Here is a 15681-nt window from a genome sequence, read left to right on the forward strand (position 1 = left end):
CGAGACCGCCTCCGCGATCGGGGACGGCGCTCTGACCGTCGGCGAGGCGGCTGCGATCGCTTCGGGTGTCAAGCGCCAGGTCGAAAACCGCGACACCGCAGAACACCCGGACGAGGAGCTGTACCGGGCCAAGCTCGACCACGGGTTGGCCAACCTCAAGCGAGTCAAGCCGGCCACCTCGGTGCAGACCCTGGACCGCACCGCCCACGCCCTGGGGCTGACCTACAACCCCAACCGGGCGGAGAAGAACGAAGAGGCGGCCTTCGCTGAGCGCGGGGCGCGCCTGCAGACNACCTCAAGCGAGTCAAGCCGGCCACCTCGGTGCAGACCCTGGACCGCACCGCCCACGCCCTGGGGCTGACCTACAACCCCAACCGGGCGGAGAAGAACGAAGAGGCCGCTTTCGCTGAGCGCGGGGCGCGCCTGCAGACTTCGTTCGCCGGTTTCACGTTCCAGGCGTGGGGTCCTGCTTCCGACGGTGAGCGCCTCAAGGCAGCGCTGGCCTCGTTCACCGCCCCCTACGGGGCCACCGACAAGACCACCGACGCCAACGGCGTGGGCACTAACGCTGGTGGCGCCGAAGGCGCCGCCTCCGGCGGCACCGGCACCACCGGTGCCGACATCGGCCTGATCCCCGCGGGTGAGTCGGTGACCTCGCGCTACGCGCGCACCTACGACGCCCTGATCTCCGCGGCCGGGTTCGCACACGGCCACCACGGCCACGGCACCACCAACGGCAACGGCTTCGCCGGTGCCACCACCGTTGCTGCTGGCGCTGACCCCGTCGGCGGTGCCGATGGCGCTGGCGGCTCTGCCGCTGCCGCTGTCACTGGTGGCGCCAGCGCTGCTGGTGGCTGCTCGCAGCCGCCCGGCACCAAGGCCGTCATCAACATCACCGTGCCGCTGTCGGCGCTGCTGGGCTTCGGCTTCGCCTTCAACAACGACAACGAGGCCGACGGCAACGCCGTCGCTGGCGCCGAAGGCGCCACCGCCAAGGCGGGCACCGCAGGTGGCGCCAACACCACCGCGGCAACCGGGAACACCGGGGCGACCGCCGTCCCCGGCCCCGAGCCGGGCACCGGGTCGGACCCCGATTCGGGCACCGACTCCGAATCGCCGCCCGGCACCTACACCGGCACCACCACCGGTCACGGTGCCACCGGCGCCGCAGGTGGCACCAACGCCAACACCGGCCCGCCCTCCACCACCCCCGATTCCCCGGGCCCCTCCGGTTTCCCCGGTGTGCCCGTCTCCTCCGGTGTGGCCGTGACCGAGGACGGCAACGTCCTGGCCCTGTCGGCGGTGCGTGCGATGGCGCCGACGGCGCAGATCCGCCGGTTGATCTTCGATGACCGTACCGGCCTGCCCCTGGACCTGGGCCGGGCCCACCGCCTGGCGCCCGGTTACCTGCGCACCGCCGCTTTTGCCGGGCACACCACCTGCGCATGGTCGGGTGGGTGCGATGTGCCGGTCTCGCAGTGCGAGGCCGACCACATCACCGAGTTCTCCCACGGCGGCGAAACCAAGGCCACCAACCTCCAGCCGCTGTGCTCGACCCACAACCGCGCCAAGTACCGCCGCTCGAACAACAACCACACCGGCGGTGCCGAAGGCGCCAACGGCGGCTCGGGTACCGAAGGCACCGGCACCGGCACCGGCACCACCGGCACCGGCTAGACCAGCAGGCCTCTTCCACAGGCCGCCCGCCCCAGGCCCGATCCCCCTGCCGAGCCCCGCTCTGGCCGTCAGAGAATCTCCAGGACCGGCTCCAGTGGTGCACGCTGGGACGGCGACTGCCGCAACTGGCCCCGCAGAGACCCACGGCCCACCGCCCACCACGCACCGGGCACCGGGCACCGGGCACCGGGCACCGGGCACCGGGCACCAGGCACCGGGCACCGGGCACCGGGCACCGCTTCTGGAGCATCTCCATCGAAGGCCCAACACATACCCACCCACGGCGGCGGCCCGCACTCTGTCCCCACCGGACCCGATCGCACGTGAGCCTGCTCCTGGCCCGAGCGGCCCTTCCCAGCGGTTGATAGTGCTCTTTCGAGCACCTGAAAACGTTGTCAGTGCCTAATGGAGCACTACCAACGACACAGAGCCGGATACCGGCCCCACCAGCGTCACCAGCAACCGGGGGTGAGCCGAGGCAGGCCCACCCGGGACTCACCCGCACACGTGCCACCCCTGACACTCAATGCCCTGCCGGGAGCGCGCGGGGCCGGGGAGGCTGCCCACACACGTGCCACCCCCGACACTCAATGCCCTGCCGGGAGGGCGCGGGGCGTGCCGTGCCTGTGCCGTTGCCGTTGCCGTTGCTTGTGCCGTCGCAGGAGCGAGCCACCACCCCCGCACCTTGACCGTTGGTCGCAATGAAGCGCCCCAGGGGGTGGGCAGTTGCAGTTGGCTCTTGGACCCCGTTCCTTTGGGCTGCCAGGGGGCCTCGGGGGTGAAGGGGGTTCGTCGATGCGGGTCGGGTCAGCCCGGCGAACAGGGCCGGAACGCACACCCCGAGGCGCCCCGAACAACCACGCACAACGCCGACACATCCACTCCAACCCTGTGAACTGGTGGGGCGCCGACGCGGGTTGCGAGAAGGCCCGGCCGGGCTACGATCCCGACCCCCGACGAACCACCACCCCCGAGGCAGCACGACAGAACACCTATCCCGCCGACCACCCCCGAGGCAACACCACAGAAGACCCGCCCCACCGCACACCCCCGAGGCAACACCACAGAACACCCATCCCGCCGACTACCCCAGGGCCAGCACCCCAGAACAACCCCATGAACAGCACACCCCGAATAACCAGAGGTGCGGTCGGATCACCCGAGGTGCGGCCGGGGCTGCGCGCGCTCTAGTGTCATACCGGACAAGAACCAGGACAAAGACGTCGACAGAAAGACACACGGATGGACGCGCGCGCCTACATCGAGGCCCACAGGGACGACTTCCTCTCCTCACTCGACGAGTGGCTGAGGATCCCCTCGATCTCCTCCGACCCCGGACACCACGAGGACGTACGCGCCTCCGCCGAGTGGCTCGCCGAGCACCTGCGCGGCACCGGCTTCCCGGCCGTCGAGATCTGGGAGACCCCGGGCCTGCCGTCCGTCTTCGCCGAGTGGCAGGCCGCCGACCCCGACGCACCGACGGTCCTGGTCTACGGCCACCACGACGTCCAGCCCGTCGACCCCGTCGGTGCCTGGGAGACCGACCCCTTCACCCCGACCCTGCGCGGCACCTCTCTCTACGCGCGCGGCGCCTCCGACGACAAGGGCCAGGTGCTCTTCCACGCGCTGGGCGTGAAGGCCGCGCTCGCCGCGTCCGGCGCGGACGCCCCTCCGGTGACGATCAAGATGCTCATCGAGGGCGAGGAAGAATCCGGCTCGGTGCACTTCGCCGACCTCATGCGCGCGAAGCGGGACCGCCTGGCCTGCGACACCGTCGTCATCTCCGACACCACCATGTGGTCCGCCGACGTCCCCTCCATGTGCGTGGGCATGCGCGGGGTCACCGACCTGCAGATCGACCTGCACGGCCCCGACCGCGACCTGCACAGCGGCTCGTTCGGCGGCGCCGTCCCCAACCCGTTGCAGGGCATGTCCGACCTCCTGTCCGCCCTGCACGACGACGACAACCACATCACTGTTCCCGGGTTCTACGACGGCGTCGTCGAGGCCTCCGACGAGGAGCGCGAGCTCATCGCCCGCCTGCCCTTCGACGAGAAGGGGTGGCTGGACACCGCCGCCTCCTCCGCGACGTGGGGGGAGGAGGGCTACAGCACTCTCGAGCGCGTCTGGCTCCGGCCGACCGCCGAGATCAACGGCATGTGGGGCGGCCACATCGGCGAGGGCCGCAAGACCATCGTCCCCGCCTCCGCGCACGCCAAGGTCAGTTTCCGTCTCGTCCCCGGCCAGGACCCCGTGAAGATCCAGCAGGGTGTGCAGCAGTTCGTCGACGCCCACACCCCGGCCGGACTGCGCGCGGAGACCCACTTCAGCGGACCGGGCACCCGCGCCTGCGCCTCCGACCTCGACTCCACCGCACTCAAGGCCGCCCGCTCCGCCATGGAGCAGGCCTTCGGCAAGGAGGTCCTCTTCACCCGCGAGGGCGGCAGCGGGCCCGAGGCCGACATCGCCGAGATCCTCGACGCCCCGCTCGTCTTCGTCGCCGTGGGCCTGGACGAGGACCAGATCCACGCGCCCAACGAGAAGGTCGAGGTCCCGCTCCTGCTCAAGGGTGCCGAGAGCGCCGCCCACCTGTGGCGCGAGCTCGCCGAACGCTCCTGAACCGGAACCCGGCCCGGTCCCGCAGGGGCCCGCTACGACCGGGCCGGGAACCGTGTGCCTCCGCGCACCGCATCACGCGGGCATGCGCGGGGGCGCCACACTGTTGTGCCAGGAGTGGACCACGGGGGCGCCCCGTCCAGGGCGCCCCGCGACCGATCCGGGACGAAGGAGCCATGGCAACCGACGCAACCGACCCGACCCCCTCGCTGGCCCGAGCCACCATCGACCCCGCGGGGCACCGCAGGGCCGACCGCGACTGGCTCGACAAGGCCTGGTCCGACCCCTCGACCCGCGTCCTCGCCCTGGACGGCGGCCCGCCCGACAGCCGCGGCTGGAGCACGCCCTCGCCCCGCCGCACACGCTCCCTCGTCACCACCGACGGCCCCCGCCGCCTGGCCCTGACCACACCCGAACGGGCGCCCGAGGGCGAGCGGTACTTCCTCGGCGCCGAGAACGGCACCGCCTACTTCGGCGTCCGCAGCCCCGAGTCCCTCACCGAACCCGCAGGTACGGCCGCCGCGACCCTCGGCGAGGTCGGAGCGCTGCTGGGCGACCGCGACACCGGGCTCCTCACCCGCGCCGTCGCCCTTGCCAACTGGAACGCCACCCACCGCTTCTGCCCCCGATGCGGCGGACCGACCCGTCTCGCCTCGGCCGGGCACGTGCGCGTGTGCGAGAACGACGGCGACGAGCAGTACCCGCGCACCGACCCGGCCGTCATCATGCTCGTGCACCGCGAGAACGCCGGCCGCGAGGAGGTCCTGCTCGGCAACAACCCCCGGTGGGACGCGCAGCGCTACTCCGTGCTCGCCGGGTTCGTCGACGCGGGGGAGTCCCTGGAACAGGCCGTCGCACGCGAGGTCGCCGAAGAAGCGGGGATCGTCGTCACGGACCCCCGCTACCTGGCCTCCCAGCCCTGGCCGTTCCCGCGCAGCCTCATGATGGGCTACACCGCCCGCGCCGTCGGCGAGACCGAACGCACCGACGACGAGATCGGCGAGCTGCGCTGGTTCACCCGCGACGAACTCGCCGAGGCCGTGCACGGCGGACACGTACGCCTGCCCGGGGCGGTCTCCATCGCCCACACCCTCATCGAGCACTGGTACGGAGGAGAGCTCCCGGGCGGCTGGTGAGCGGTGCGTGCGGGCGCCCGGACGGTCAGGGCCCCACACCCAGTTCGTCGGGGAGCACGGTCAGGGGGCTGTTGCTGCTCTCCACCACGTCCCGGGCCAGGTCGGCGACCTTGCGCCCACGCGAGCGCGCCGACGAACGCAGCCGCTCGAACGCCTCCCGCGTCGGCATCGTGTGCCGCTCCGCCAGCACGCCGATGGCCTGCTCGACCACCACACGCGAGTGCAGCGCGTGCTCCAGCTGGGAGATCGTGTGCCGCAGGCGTTCCACCTCGGACGCGCCCTCGGGTGCGCGCCCGGGCGCCTGCGTGCGCGGCCGGGGGGAACCCGTCTCGCTGTTGATCAGGTCGGCCAGGACCATCGCGCTGATCAGGTCCGGAACCTCCGGGCCGCCCTCGACCCGCCACCCGGTCGGGGTGCGTCGCACCACGTCGGTGTCCACCGGGTGGCCGGCGGCTATGTCGTGAGGCCTCATCTCGTTGCCCAACTCCACACTCCCCGTCTTCCGTCTTCGTCGAGAGCCGCCCGTCCGCGGCTCTGCCGTCGTCGGCCGGGGTGCCGTGGGAGGCACGGCCCGTGCTCCGGCCGGCCGGGACACCCGGGGGAGGGTGCCGCCGGCCGACCGGGGCCCGGCTACGACAGCTCGGCCAATTTCTGCTTCACCTGAGCGAGAGACGGGTTGGTCATGGCCGTGTCGTCGGCGAAGACCAGCGTGGGGACGGTCGCGTTCCCACCGTTGACCTTCATGACGTAATCCGCGGCCCCCGGGTCCTGTTCGATGTCCACCTCGCGGCCCGTGATCCCCTCCCGGGACAACTGGCTCTTGAGCCGCTTGCAGTAGCCGCACCAGGGGGTGGTGTACATCGTGAACTGTTCGGTGTCCGTGTTCGTCATCTCGCTCACGTCTTTTCCGTCTCGAGGTCGGGGATCACTTCCGTCCCCCATCCCAACACCGGGCGGGTTCGGCGGCTTCCCGCGGCCACGCGACACCACGTGGGACGCATCACAGGGCGATCTGGTTCGACCCGGGTGCAAATGCCCCCGTACCGATCCGCTCTCCGACGGCGCCGATACTTGAGAGACTGTCTCCTCAGCACGCGCAGCCGTCCCTCCGATGCACCCCCGGGGACCGCGCTGCCGTTGCCCGCAGCAGCCCCGACCACACGCAGGAGCACCATGGACCCCGACCGCGTCCTGGAGGGACTCGACCCGGAGCAGACCCAGGTGGCACGCGCCCTGCGCGGCCCCGTGTGCGTGCTCGCGGGCGCGGGAACCGGCAAGACCCGCGCCATCACGCACCGCATCGCCCACGCCGTCGCGAGCGGGGTCGTGGCCGAGCAGCAGGTTCTGGCGGTCACCTTCACGGCCCGGGCCGCGGGTGAGATGCGTGGCCGGTTGCGGACACTGGGAGCCCCCCGGGTCCAGGCGCGTACGTTCCACTCCGCGGCGCTGCGCCAGCTCTCCTACTTCTGGCCCGACGCCGTCGGCGGTGAGAAACCCACCCTCATCGACAGCAAGATCAAGGCCGTCGCGCAGGCCGCGCACATGGTGGGGCTCCAGCCCGACCGCACCGGGTTGCGCGACCTCGCCAGCGAGATCGAGTGGGCCAAGGTCACCCAGGTGCGCCCCACCGACTACGAGAAAGCGGTCGCCAAGGCCGGACGCGACACCCCGACGTCCTCGCCCCAGGAGGTCTCCCGGGTCTTCGAGGCCTACGAGGACCTCTGCCGCGAGCGCAACCTGCTCGACTTCGAGTCGATGCTCGAGCTCACCGCCGGCATGATCAACGCCGACCCCGGCATCGCGCAGAAGGTGCGCGGCCAGTACCGCTACTTCGTCGTCGACGAGTTCCAGGACGTCAACCCGCTGCAGAAGCTCCTCCTGGACGCCTGGCTGGGCGACCGCGACGACCTGTGCGTGGTCGGCGACCCGAGCCAGACCATCTACTCCTTCGCCGGCGCGACCCCCGGTTACCTCACCGGGTTCGCCGCGGGCCACCCCCACGCCACCGTGGTCGAACTCGTGCGCGACTACCGCTCCACCCCGCAGGTGGTGCGCGTGGCCAACCACGTCATCTCCCAGGCCCGCGGTTCGGCCGCCAACAGCCACCTGACCCTGCGGGCGCAGCGCCCCGACGGCCCTGATCCCCTCTACCAGGAGTACGACGACGAGCCCGCCGAGGCCACCGGCGTCGCCCGCAAGATCCGGGTGCTCATGGACAGCGGCGGTGTGCCCGCGAGCGAGATCGCCGTGCTCGTGCGCACCAACTCCCAGTCGGCCGCCTACGAACAGGCCCTCACCGACGAGGGTGTGCCCTTCACCGTGCGCGGTACCGCCCGCTTCTTCGAACGCCCCGAGATCCGCGAGGCCGTGCACCTGCTGCGCGGGGCCCGCCACGGCGCCGCCGACGACGCGGGGGAGGACCTCGTCTCGGGCGTGCGCCACCTGCTCACCCAGTTGGGCCTCACCGAGACCGCACCCGAGGGGCGCCAGGCCCGCGAACGCTGGGAATCGCTGTCCGCCCTCGCCCAGCTCGCCGAGGACATGGTCGCCACCGCCGGCAGCCGCGTGACCATGGCGCACTTCCTGGAGGAGCTCGAGGCCCGCATGGCCACCGAGCACGCGCCAGGGTTCGAGGGGGTGACCATCGCGTCCCTGCACTCGGCCAAGGGTCTGGAGTGGGACGCGGTGTTCATGTGCGGGCTCCACGAGGGCATGATGCCGATCATCTACGCCGAGACCGACGAACAGGTCGAGGAGGAGCGCCGCCTCTTCTACGTCGGCGTGACCCGCGCGCGCGAGCACCTGTCCATGTCCTGGTCGCTGTCGCGCTCGCCCGGCGGGCGCCGCACCCGCAAACCCTCGCGCTTCCTCGACGGCCTGCGCCCCGCCTCGCCGACCACCGGAGCTCGCCGGGACCGCCGCAACAACCGTGTCGTGCGCTGCCGGGTGTGCGGGGTCGCCCTCACCGAGGCCGCCGAGCGCAAGCTCGGACGCTGCTCCGACTGCCCCTCCACCTACGACGAGGCCCTGCTGGAACGCATGCGCCACTGGCGGCTGCTGACCTCCCGGGCGCAGTCCGTGCCCGCCTACGTCGTCTTCACCGACGCCACACTCCAGGCCATCGCCGAGCAGGAGCCCAGCAGCCTGGAACAGCTCTCCACCGTGTCCGGTGTGGGGGCGCAGAAGCGCGGTCGCTACGGTGAAGCGGTGCTGGCCCTGGTTCGCGGAGCCGACCCGGAGGCCCTGGTCGAAGCGCACACCGCAGACATGGAGGACACGACCGATGACTGACCCCACCGGAGCGGCCGACTGGGGGCCGTCGCTGGACGACCTGCTCGGTGTCCTCGACCTCGAACGCATCGAGGTCAACATCTTCCGGGGGAGCAGCCCCTCGGAAGGGCCCCAGCGCGTGTTCGGCGGGCTCGTGGCCGGGCAGGCGCTGGTCGCCGCCGGGCGCACGGTGCCCGAGGACCGCCACGTGCACTCCCTGCACGCCTACTTCATCCGTCCCGGCGACCCCGACGTGCCCATCGTCTACGACGTGGACCGGGTGCGCGACGGGCGTTCGTTCACCACGCGCAGGGTCGTGGCGATCCAGCACGGCAAGGCGATCTTCACGCTGTCCGCCTCCTTCCACAAGGAGGAGCCGGGCCTTGACCACCAGCTCCCGATGCCGGACGTGCCCCCGCCCGAGGAACTGCCCAGCACCCGCGACCGGTTGCGTGCCGAGTTCGGCAAGGTGCCCGGGTTCGTGCGCTGGCACCCCATCGAGATGCGACCGGTCGGCCCGCTCTCCTACGAGGCCGAACGCGACCCCGACCTGCGCACCGCCACCAACCCGGTCTGGCTCAAGGTCGACGGCAAGCTGCCCGACGACCGGCTCACGCAGGTCTGCATGATGACCTACGCCTCCGACCTGACCCTGCTCGACACCGTGCTCCTGCAGCACGGGCGTTCGTTCGCGGGGATCTCGATGGCCAGCCTCGACCACGCGATGTGGTTCCACCGGCCCTTCCGCGCCGACGAATGGCTGCTCTACGCGCAGGAGACCCCGAGCGCCCAGGGTGCGCGGGGACTGGCGCGCGGGCTCGTCTACACCCGCGACGGGCAGCTCGTCTGCTCGGTGGTGCAGGAAGGCCTGATCCGCGTCGTCGACGCCGAGGGCTGGGAGGACACCAGAGCGTGACCGACGCCCCACGCAGGGCCCGGGGACCGATGCGTCGAGACGTCCGGAAGTTGTGGCCGGATCCGGACGTCTTCGCAGGTCAAAAATGGGTTGCCGGGCCTGTGGGGCCGCCGTAGTGTGTAACCCGTCGCCATGACCGCCATACCGGCGCAGGTGAAAGACCCTGACGCCCGACTTCGAGGGAGGTGCCCAGATCTGATGACCGACACCACGATGACCACAGGTTCCATTGCCGGCTTCGACGTGCCGTTCGTGCACACGCGTGACCTGGGTGCCACCTGGAGTGGCCTCATCGGCGTCACCGCCGGAACCAGCGGCAAGCCCTCCAACGGGTTGCCGCACCTGCTGAAGCTCGCAGGCGAGTACCCGGGCCAGGGTCTGCAAGGACCGGCCCGTGTGAACGACCTGTGCACTGTCGCAGGAACGGGCACGCGTGTGTCCGAGTCCGGCGCCCTCGCCCGAGAGCGTGGCGAGCGTGTCATCGATCTCGTCGAAGCTACCCCGCGCTACGGCGCACCGGGGCAGTGTCCACGGAGGAATTCCGGCCCAGCGGAGTAGGCCGAGAGTTTCGTCCCGTGGCCGCGGACCCCGAGAAGGGGCCGCGGCTTTCTTTGTGTCCCGATCCGAGGCTCTCCCCCGGGGAGAGGACCCAGGAACACGGATGCCAACGCAAGTCAGGTCCCTGAGTCGCCACCGAAGGCGGCACGCAACACCGACCGCGTTGAACGAAACGACACAGATGCTGGAGGGCACCGATGCTCGCGTCGGTCCTGCAAACGCCCTGGTTGGGTGAGGTCTCCGTTCCCTGCCGTTACGAGCCCGACCTGTTCTTCGCCGAGGCGCCCGCCGATGTCGAGGCGGCCAAGGCCGTCTGCGGCGCCTGCCCGGTCAAGGAACAGTGCCTGTCCGACGCCCTCGAGCGGCGTGAGCCCTGGGGTGTCTGGGGTGGAGAGCTGCTCGTCTCCGGCCAGGTCGTGGCGCGCAAGCGCCCCCGCGGCCGGCCGCGCAAGAACCCCGCGCCGGCCGCGGCCTGAACGGCCCACCCGACCCGTCCCGCACCGACCCTGCACCGAAGGAACGAACGATGATGCTGTACGAACTGCTGCGCCTCGCCGAGGAGACCGACCAGGAACGCCGGATGGAACTGCAGAGCACCAGGCTCGGCGCCCGCCGGCTGCGCGCCCGTCAGCGTGCGGAGCGCCGCACGGAGGACGCGCTCATGGAACTGGCGTGGTCACGGCTGTGTTGACCGGATGAACACTGGGCGGGCCGGGGTCGAACGGGCCCCGGCCCGCCCGCGTGCGTATCGAACCGGCAAAACTGGACATGCGGAACCTGTTCGTGAGGGACGCGCTCGACTAACGTGAGGGGCGTGCCCTCGAACCCCAAGATCGAGGTGCGACGCAGTTCCCGTCGTCGGCGGACCGTGTCCGCGTACCGGGACGGGGACACCACGGTCGTCCTCGTGCCCGCCTCCTTCTCCCACGCTGAGGAACAGCGGTGGGTGGGACGGATGCTGCGCAAGCTGGAGGCAAAGCAGGGGCGCCGCCACTCCGGGGACGAGGAACTCCTCGAACGCGCGGTCGAGCTGGCCCGGCGGTACCTGGACGGCACGGAGTTGCCCGAGAGCGTGCGGTGGGTCGACAACCAGAACGCGCGCTGGGGTTCGTGCACGCCGGAGAGCCGTACGATCCGTATCTCCCGGCGGCTGGAGGACATGCCCGCCTGGGTCGTGGACTACGTGCTCGTGCACGAGCTCGCGCATCTGCGCATCCCCACGCACGGCCGCGACTTCTGGGACCTCGTGGCCCGGTACCCGAAGGCCGAGCGCGCCCGCGGTTACCTCGAGGGTTTCAGCGCCGCCGCACGGACCGAACCCCCCGAGCCCGACGAGGGCCTGCCCGAGGGCACCGTCACCGACTGATCCCGGGGTCAGGAGGCCAGGCGGGCGACGCGCTCGCGGGCGTCGGTGAGGCGTGAGCCCACCTGGGCGTGGCCGACGAGGGTCACCAGGAGCAGGGCGCCGAAGAACACCAGGTGGAACGGGGTCCACCCGCCCCAGTCGTCGGAGGCCAGCGCCTCCCACACGGTGACGCCCATCAGCGCCGCCATCGCCGCGATCAGGACGGGGCTCACCCGGCGGGCCCGGGCCAGCAGCTCCTCCTCGGCGACGGCGGCCTCGCGCTTGCGCAGGCGCCCGTCGAGCTTGTCCTCGACGATCTGCCGGTTGGCGTTCTCCAGGCCGCGCGCCAGCATCACGACGAGCACACCGACGACCGCGCCGGTCGCGGTGATGATCAGGGAGACGATGACGGCCTCCGGGGGCCGGTGTTCTCGGCCGCGACCGCACGGGAGGCCGCGCGCACGAGGGCGCGCACCGAGTCGTCGGTCGGATCGGGCAGCTCCCGGACGGGGAACCACCCGAGGTCCGTGGACTCGTCGGGGTCGCGCACCAGGACGGCGTCCTCCGGCGCGACCGCCGCGAACTGCACGTCCAGGTGGTGGGTGCCCCCGCCGCACGGCACCGCGTGGCGGTCCAGCCGCACGGGGTCGGGCAGCACGCGCACACCGTGGATCCCGGACTCCTCGGTGGCCTCACGCAGGGCAGAGGCCACCAGCGTGGTGTCCTCCGGCTCGCAGTGGCCGCCGGTCTGCAACCACATGCGCAACATCTTGTGGAGCGTCAGCACCACGTGCGAGCCGTCCGCGGACAGCACCGCGGCGCTGGCGGTGAGGTGGCCGGGCAGGCACTCCCTACGCATGGCGTCGGCGTGTTCGTCCAGGTGGGCGAGGTAGGAGGAGCGCAGCCCCTCCTGCTCCGCGTCGGGCGCGGCCCACCCGGCCAGGACCTCACGGGCGTCGGCGTGCAGGGACACGTGTCAGGAGTCCTCTCCGCGCTTGCCGCCGGTCTCGTCGTCGTCACCGGGCTCCTCGGGCCCCTCGGGGCTCTCCCCGGTGATCTTGCTGATGTCGAAGTCGGCGAATTCGCCCCCGCTGACGAAGGCGTCCGGGTCGTCGAGGTCGTCGCCGGTCGGCATCAGGTCGGGGTGCTCCCAGAGGGCGTCGCGCCCCTCGACCCCTCGGGCCTCCTCCAACGCCGTCCACAGGGCCGAGGCCTCGCGCTGGCGGCGCGGGCGCAGCTCCAGCCCCACCAGGGCGGCGAAGGTGTGCTCGGCCGGGCCCCCGGTGGCGCGGCGGCGACGGGTCGCCTCGGCCAGGGCGTCGGCCTGGGGGAGACGGCCGGCGACGGCCTTGGAGACCACAGTGGACACCCACCCCTCGATGAGAGCGAGGGTCGTCTCCAGGCGGGCCAGCGCGGCCTTCTGCTGCGGGGTGTCCTCGGGCTGCAGCAGGTTCTCGCCGCCCATGCCGCCGGACAGCGCCTCCTGCAGTGCCTCGGGGTTGTTGATGTCGATCTGTCCGAGCTTGTCCTCGAGGCCGCTGACGTCGAAGGACATCCCGGCCGCGTACTCCTCGACCAGGCGGTAGACGTGCTGGCGCAGCCACGGCACGTGCGAGTACAGGCGGTGCACCGCCGCCTCGCGCGCGGCCAGGTACAGGCGGATCTCGTCCTCGGGGATGCCCAGGCCCTCGCCGAACTTGGACACACCGCCGGGGAGCAGCGCCGCGTGCCCCTCGCCGGCCATGGGCACGCCGATGTCGGCGGTGCCGATGACCTCGCGGGCCAGCTCACCGATGGCCTGCCCGGCCTGCTGGCCGACCATCATGCCGCCCATCTGCTGAACCATGCCCAGCAGCGGGCCGGCGACGGACTGCATCTCCTCGGGCAGGTTCTGCCCCATGGCGTCGACGGACTTGGAGGTCAGCGGGTCGCACAGCTGCGCCCACGAACCCATGGTCCGCTCGATCCACTCCGACCGGGTCCAGGCCTGTGCGGTCTGGATCCCCGAAGGGAGGTCGGTGGCCTCGCCGAGCCAGAGGTCGGCCAGACGCAGGGCCTCCTCGATCTTGGCGTAGTCGGCCGGTGGCACACTGGGGTCACCGTGTTCGGCGACGGTGTGCCGGGCGATGTTCTTGGCCATGTCCCAGTTGATCCCCGACTTCGAGGACGCTTCGCCGCCACCGGAACCGGGGGCGGGCTGGGACGACATCATGTCCGCGAACTGGCGGAGCATGTCGGCCATCTGGTTCGGGTCTCCGAACGGGAAGCCGCCCGGAGTACCGGAGTCCCCCCCGCCCGGGCCGCCGCTGCTGCCGGCACCCGAGCCGGAGTCGCCGGAACGGCGCCCGGACTCGTCATCGGGATCGTTCGGCATGCTGAAACCGAAAGGCAGGTCGCTCACAATCAGACCTCAGGCAGGATTAGGTTTGGTCTCCACTGTCACGTTAGCTGGGAGTCGCCCGGAGTGAATACCGATAGCAGCCAGGTTCGCCCAGAGCACAGCTCGCGCGACGGAGCCGGTTCAGTGGTCGCGGTCACCGGCGCCGCGTCGGGCGTGGGCCGGCTTCTTGTGCAACGTCTGGCCGACGCGGAAGGTTCCTCCGCCCCGTCCGAGGTCGTGGCCGTGGACAGCGAGTTCGCGGACCTGCGCGGGGTCACGTGGCGCATCGCCGACGTGTGCGACCCCGGCCTGGTCTCCCGTCTCGACGGGGTCGACGTGCTCGTACACACCGCCGACGACCGGTCCCCGGAGAGCAAGCCGGTCCGCCGCCGCCAGCACAACATCCGCGCCGCCCAGACGGTGCTGACCGCAGCAGCGGCCTCGGGCGTCCCGCGGGTGGTCCTGATCACCAGCACCATGGTCCACGGCGCCGACCCCGCCAACCCGGTGCCGCTGGCCGAGGACGCCCCCCGCGTCTCCGACAACAGCGAGGGCCTCATGGGCGACTTCGCGGAGATCGAGGCGTTGGCCGAGCGCGCCCGCCGGGCCCACCCCAGCCTCTCGGTCACCGTGGTCCGTCCCGCGCCCCTGGTCGGCCCGGAGCTCGACACCCTCCTCAGCCGCCACTTCTCCGCGCCCCGCCTGCTCACCGTCAAGGGCCAGGAACAGCACTGGCAGTTCTGCCACGTCGACGACCTGGTCAGCGCGCTGGCGCACTGCGTCACCGAGGACGTGCACGGCCGCGACGGCGCCCTGGCCGTCGGCAGCGACGGGTCCCTGTCCCAGGACGAGGTCGAGCAGCTCGCCGGGATGAAGCACTTCGAGGTCGCCGCCAACCTCGCCTTCGGGGCGATCCGGCGGCTGCACAAGGCCCGCATCACCCCCGCGGCCGCCGCCGAGCTCACGTTCCTCGTGCACCCCTGCGTCGTGGACTGCGCGAGCCTGCGCGAGTCCGGGTGGAAACCCGTGTACACGAACGAGGAGGCCCTGGCCGCGCTGCTGGAGTCCCGCGAGGGCAAGCACGCCATCGTCGGCCGGAGCGTGGGGCGCAAGGAGGTCACCATCACCGCGGCGGGTGCCGCGGGTGCGGCCGCGGCCGCGATCGGTACCGCCGCCGCCATCCGCCACCTGCGCAAGCGCAAGGGCGGCTGACCGGGCCCGGAGCCCGGCCCCGGCGGACCGGACGGGTGCCCGTGCGGACGCACGCGCACGAACCGGGTTGATACGGTCGGAGCGTGGAAGAGATCACCCTGGCAGCCGTACGTGAGACGCCCCTGTCGGTCGACGAGGTCCTGGACTCGGTCGCCGACCCCCGAGCCGGCGGTACCGCCGTGTTCCTCGGCACCGTGCGCGACCACGACCACGGGCGCGGGGTCGCCGCGCTCGGTTACTCCGCCCACCCGACCGTCGAGGCGCAGCTGCGTTCCGTCATGGAGAAGGTCCTCGGCGACACCTCCACGGCCGGGCGCCCCGTCGTCAAGCTCGCCGCCGTGCACCGCGTCGGCGACCTGGAGATCGGCGACACCGCCGTCGTGGTCGCGGCCTCCGCCGAGCACCGGCAGGAGGCCTTCGAGGCGTGCCGCCGCCTCATCGACGACCTCAAGGCCCAGGTGCCCATCTGGAAGCGCCAGTCCTTCTCCGACGGCGACGACGAATGGGTCGGCGCCCCCTGAGGACGCCCCGACCGGCATCCCCCTGAGGCCGTTCCGTTCCGAACCAGGGT

Annotated in this window: 16 protein-coding genes; 11 read left to right on the plus strand and 5 right to left on the minus strand. The window is 71.7% G+C overall.

Features of this window, described 5'->3' with window-relative positions; genetic code table 11:
• Positions 1-321 precede the first annotated feature (321 nt).
• The 3 genes from IDM40_RS28170 (at position 322) to nudC (ending at position 5429) form a co-directional block, all read left to right on the plus strand.
• Positions 322-1677: an HNH endonuclease signature motif containing protein gene (locus tag IDM40_RS28170; protein ID WP_328807019.1), complete on the plus strand. Its 1356-nt coding sequence runs from the start codon at positions 322-324 to the stop codon at positions 1675-1677.
• 1242 nt (positions 1678-2919) lie between these two features.
• Positions 2920-4296, plus strand: coding sequence for a dipeptidase (locus tag IDM40_RS13790; RefSeq protein WP_193122404.1), 1377 nt, complete (start codon positions 2920-2922; stop codon positions 4294-4296).
• A gap of 173 nt (positions 4297-4469) precedes the next feature.
• Positions 4470-5429 carry an NAD(+) diphosphatase gene (gene nudC, locus IDM40_RS13795; protein WP_193122405.1) on the plus strand — a complete coding sequence of 320 codons (960 nt, stop codon included), beginning with the start codon at positions 4470-4472 and terminating at the stop codon, positions 5427-5429.
• 25 nt (positions 5430-5454) lie between these two features.
• Here nudC and IDM40_RS13800 read toward each other — a convergent pair whose 3' ends face one another.
• Positions 5455-5901, minus strand: a complete 447-nt coding sequence (locus IDM40_RS13800; protein WP_193122406.1) for an ANTAR domain-containing protein — start codon at positions 5899-5901, stop codon at positions 5455-5457.
• Between the two features lie 158 nt (positions 5902-6059).
• Positions 6060-6320, minus strand: coding sequence for a mycoredoxin (locus tag IDM40_RS13805; RefSeq protein ID WP_193122549.1), 261 nt, complete (start codon positions 6318-6320; stop codon positions 6060-6062).
• A gap of 282 nt (positions 6321-6602) precedes the next feature.
• Here IDM40_RS13805 and IDM40_RS13810 point away from each other — a divergent pair, with 282 nt between their 5' ends.
• From IDM40_RS13810 to IDM40_RS13835, 6 genes are all read left to right on the plus strand, one after another.
• Positions 6603-8720, plus strand: coding sequence for an ATP-dependent DNA helicase UvrD2 (locus IDM40_RS13810; protein ID WP_193122407.1), 2118 nt, complete (start codon positions 6603-6605; stop codon positions 8718-8720).
• Positions 8713-9615, plus strand: coding sequence for an acyl-CoA thioesterase II (gene tesB / locus IDM40_RS13815; RefSeq protein WP_193122408.1), 903 nt, complete (start codon positions 8713-8715; stop codon positions 9613-9615). Before IDM40_RS13810 ends, tesB begins: the two co-directional genes overlap by 8 nt.
• A gap of 198 nt (positions 9616-9813) precedes the next feature.
• Complete coding sequence (locus tag IDM40_RS13820; protein ID WP_193122409.1) at positions 9814-10173, plus strand: hypothetical protein; 360 nt, start codon at positions 9814-9816, stop codon at positions 10171-10173.
• A gap of 197 nt (positions 10174-10370) precedes the next feature.
• Positions 10371-10649, plus strand: a complete 279-nt coding sequence (locus IDM40_RS13825) for a WhiB family transcriptional regulator (protein WP_193122410.1) — start codon at positions 10371-10373, stop codon at positions 10647-10649.
• A 50-nt stretch (positions 10650-10699) separates the two neighbouring features.
• Complete coding sequence (locus tag IDM40_RS13830) at positions 10700-10864, plus strand: hypothetical protein (protein WP_193122411.1); 165 nt, start codon at positions 10700-10702, stop codon at positions 10862-10864.
• Between the two features lie 123 nt (positions 10865-10987).
• A complete protein-coding gene (locus IDM40_RS13835; protein WP_193122412.1) occupies positions 10988-11539 on the plus strand; it encodes a M48 metallopeptidase family protein in 552 nt (183 codons plus the stop codon).
• A gap of 8 nt (positions 11540-11547) precedes the next feature.
• On the opposite strand, the gene IDM40_RS13840 is transcribed toward IDM40_RS13835, so the two are convergent.
• From IDM40_RS13840 to IDM40_RS13850, 3 genes are read right to left on the minus strand one after another with little or no spacing between them, the layout of a single operon-like run.
• Entirely contained in the window at positions 11548-11883 is a 336-nt protein-coding gene (locus IDM40_RS13840; RefSeq protein WP_328807020.1) for a hypothetical protein, read from the minus strand.
• A 29-nt stretch (positions 11884-11912) separates the two neighbouring features.
• Positions 11913-12491, minus strand: coding sequence for an NUDIX hydrolase (locus IDM40_RS13845; RefSeq protein ID WP_193122413.1), 579 nt, complete (start codon positions 12489-12491; stop codon positions 11913-11915).
• 3 nt (positions 12492-12494) lie between these two features.
• Complete coding sequence (locus IDM40_RS13850) at positions 12495-13919, minus strand: zinc-dependent metalloprotease (protein WP_193122414.1); 1425 nt, start codon at positions 13917-13919, stop codon at positions 12495-12497.
• A 123-nt stretch (positions 13920-14042) separates the two neighbouring features.
• On the opposite strand from IDM40_RS13850, the gene IDM40_RS13855 reads away from it, so the two are divergent.
• A complete protein-coding gene (locus tag IDM40_RS13855) occupies positions 14043-15110 on the plus strand; it encodes an NAD-dependent epimerase/dehydratase family protein (RefSeq protein ID WP_193122415.1) in 1068 nt (355 codons plus the stop codon).
• Between the two features lie 83 nt (positions 15111-15193).
• Positions 15194-15631 carry a molybdenum cofactor biosynthesis protein MoaE gene (locus IDM40_RS13860; protein WP_193122416.1) on the plus strand — a complete coding sequence of 146 codons (438 nt, stop codon included), beginning with the start codon at positions 15194-15196 and terminating at the stop codon, positions 15629-15631.
• Positions 15632-15681: the final 50 nt, after the last annotated feature.

The organism is Nocardiopsis coralli, from assembly GCF_014892575.1.
Taxonomy (GTDB): domain Bacteria; phylum Actinomycetota; class Actinomycetes; order Streptosporangiales; family Streptosporangiaceae; genus Nocardiopsis; species Nocardiopsis coralli.

Bases quoted from the DNA above. Each gene is read 5' to 3' on its own strand.
- IDM40_RS13805 (WP_193122549.1), bottom strand. From the start codon at position 6,320: ATGACGAACACGGACACCGAACAGTTCACGATGTACACCACCCCCTGG.
- IDM40_RS13830 (WP_193122411.1), top strand. From the start codon at position 10,700: ATGATGCTGTACGAACTGCTGCGCCTCGCCGAGGAGACCGACCAGGAA.
- IDM40_RS13810 (WP_193122407.1), top strand. From the start codon at position 6,603: ATGGACCCCGACCGCGTCCTGGAGGGACTCGACCCGGAGCAGACCCAG.
- IDM40_RS13800 (WP_193122406.1), bottom strand. From the start codon at position 5,901: ATGAGGCCTCACGACATAGCCGCCGGCCACCCGGTGGACACCGACGTG.
- tesB (WP_193122408.1), top strand. From the start codon at position 8,713: ATGACTGACCCCACCGGAGCGGCCGACTGGGGGCCGTCGCTGGACGAC.
- IDM40_RS13825 (WP_193122410.1), top strand. From the start codon at position 10,371: ATGCTCGCGTCGGTCCTGCAAACGCCCTGGTTGGGTGAGGTCTCCGTT.
- nudC (WP_193122405.1), top strand. From the start codon at position 4,470: ATGGCAACCGACGCAACCGACCCGACCCCCTCGCTGGCCCGAGCCACC.
- IDM40_RS13820 (WP_193122409.1), top strand. From the start codon at position 9,814: ATGACCGACACCACGATGACCACAGGTTCCATTGCCGGCTTCGACGTG.
- IDM40_RS13790 (WP_193122404.1), top strand. From the start codon at position 2,920: ATGGACGCGCGCGCCTACATCGAGGCCCACAGGGACGACTTCCTCTCC.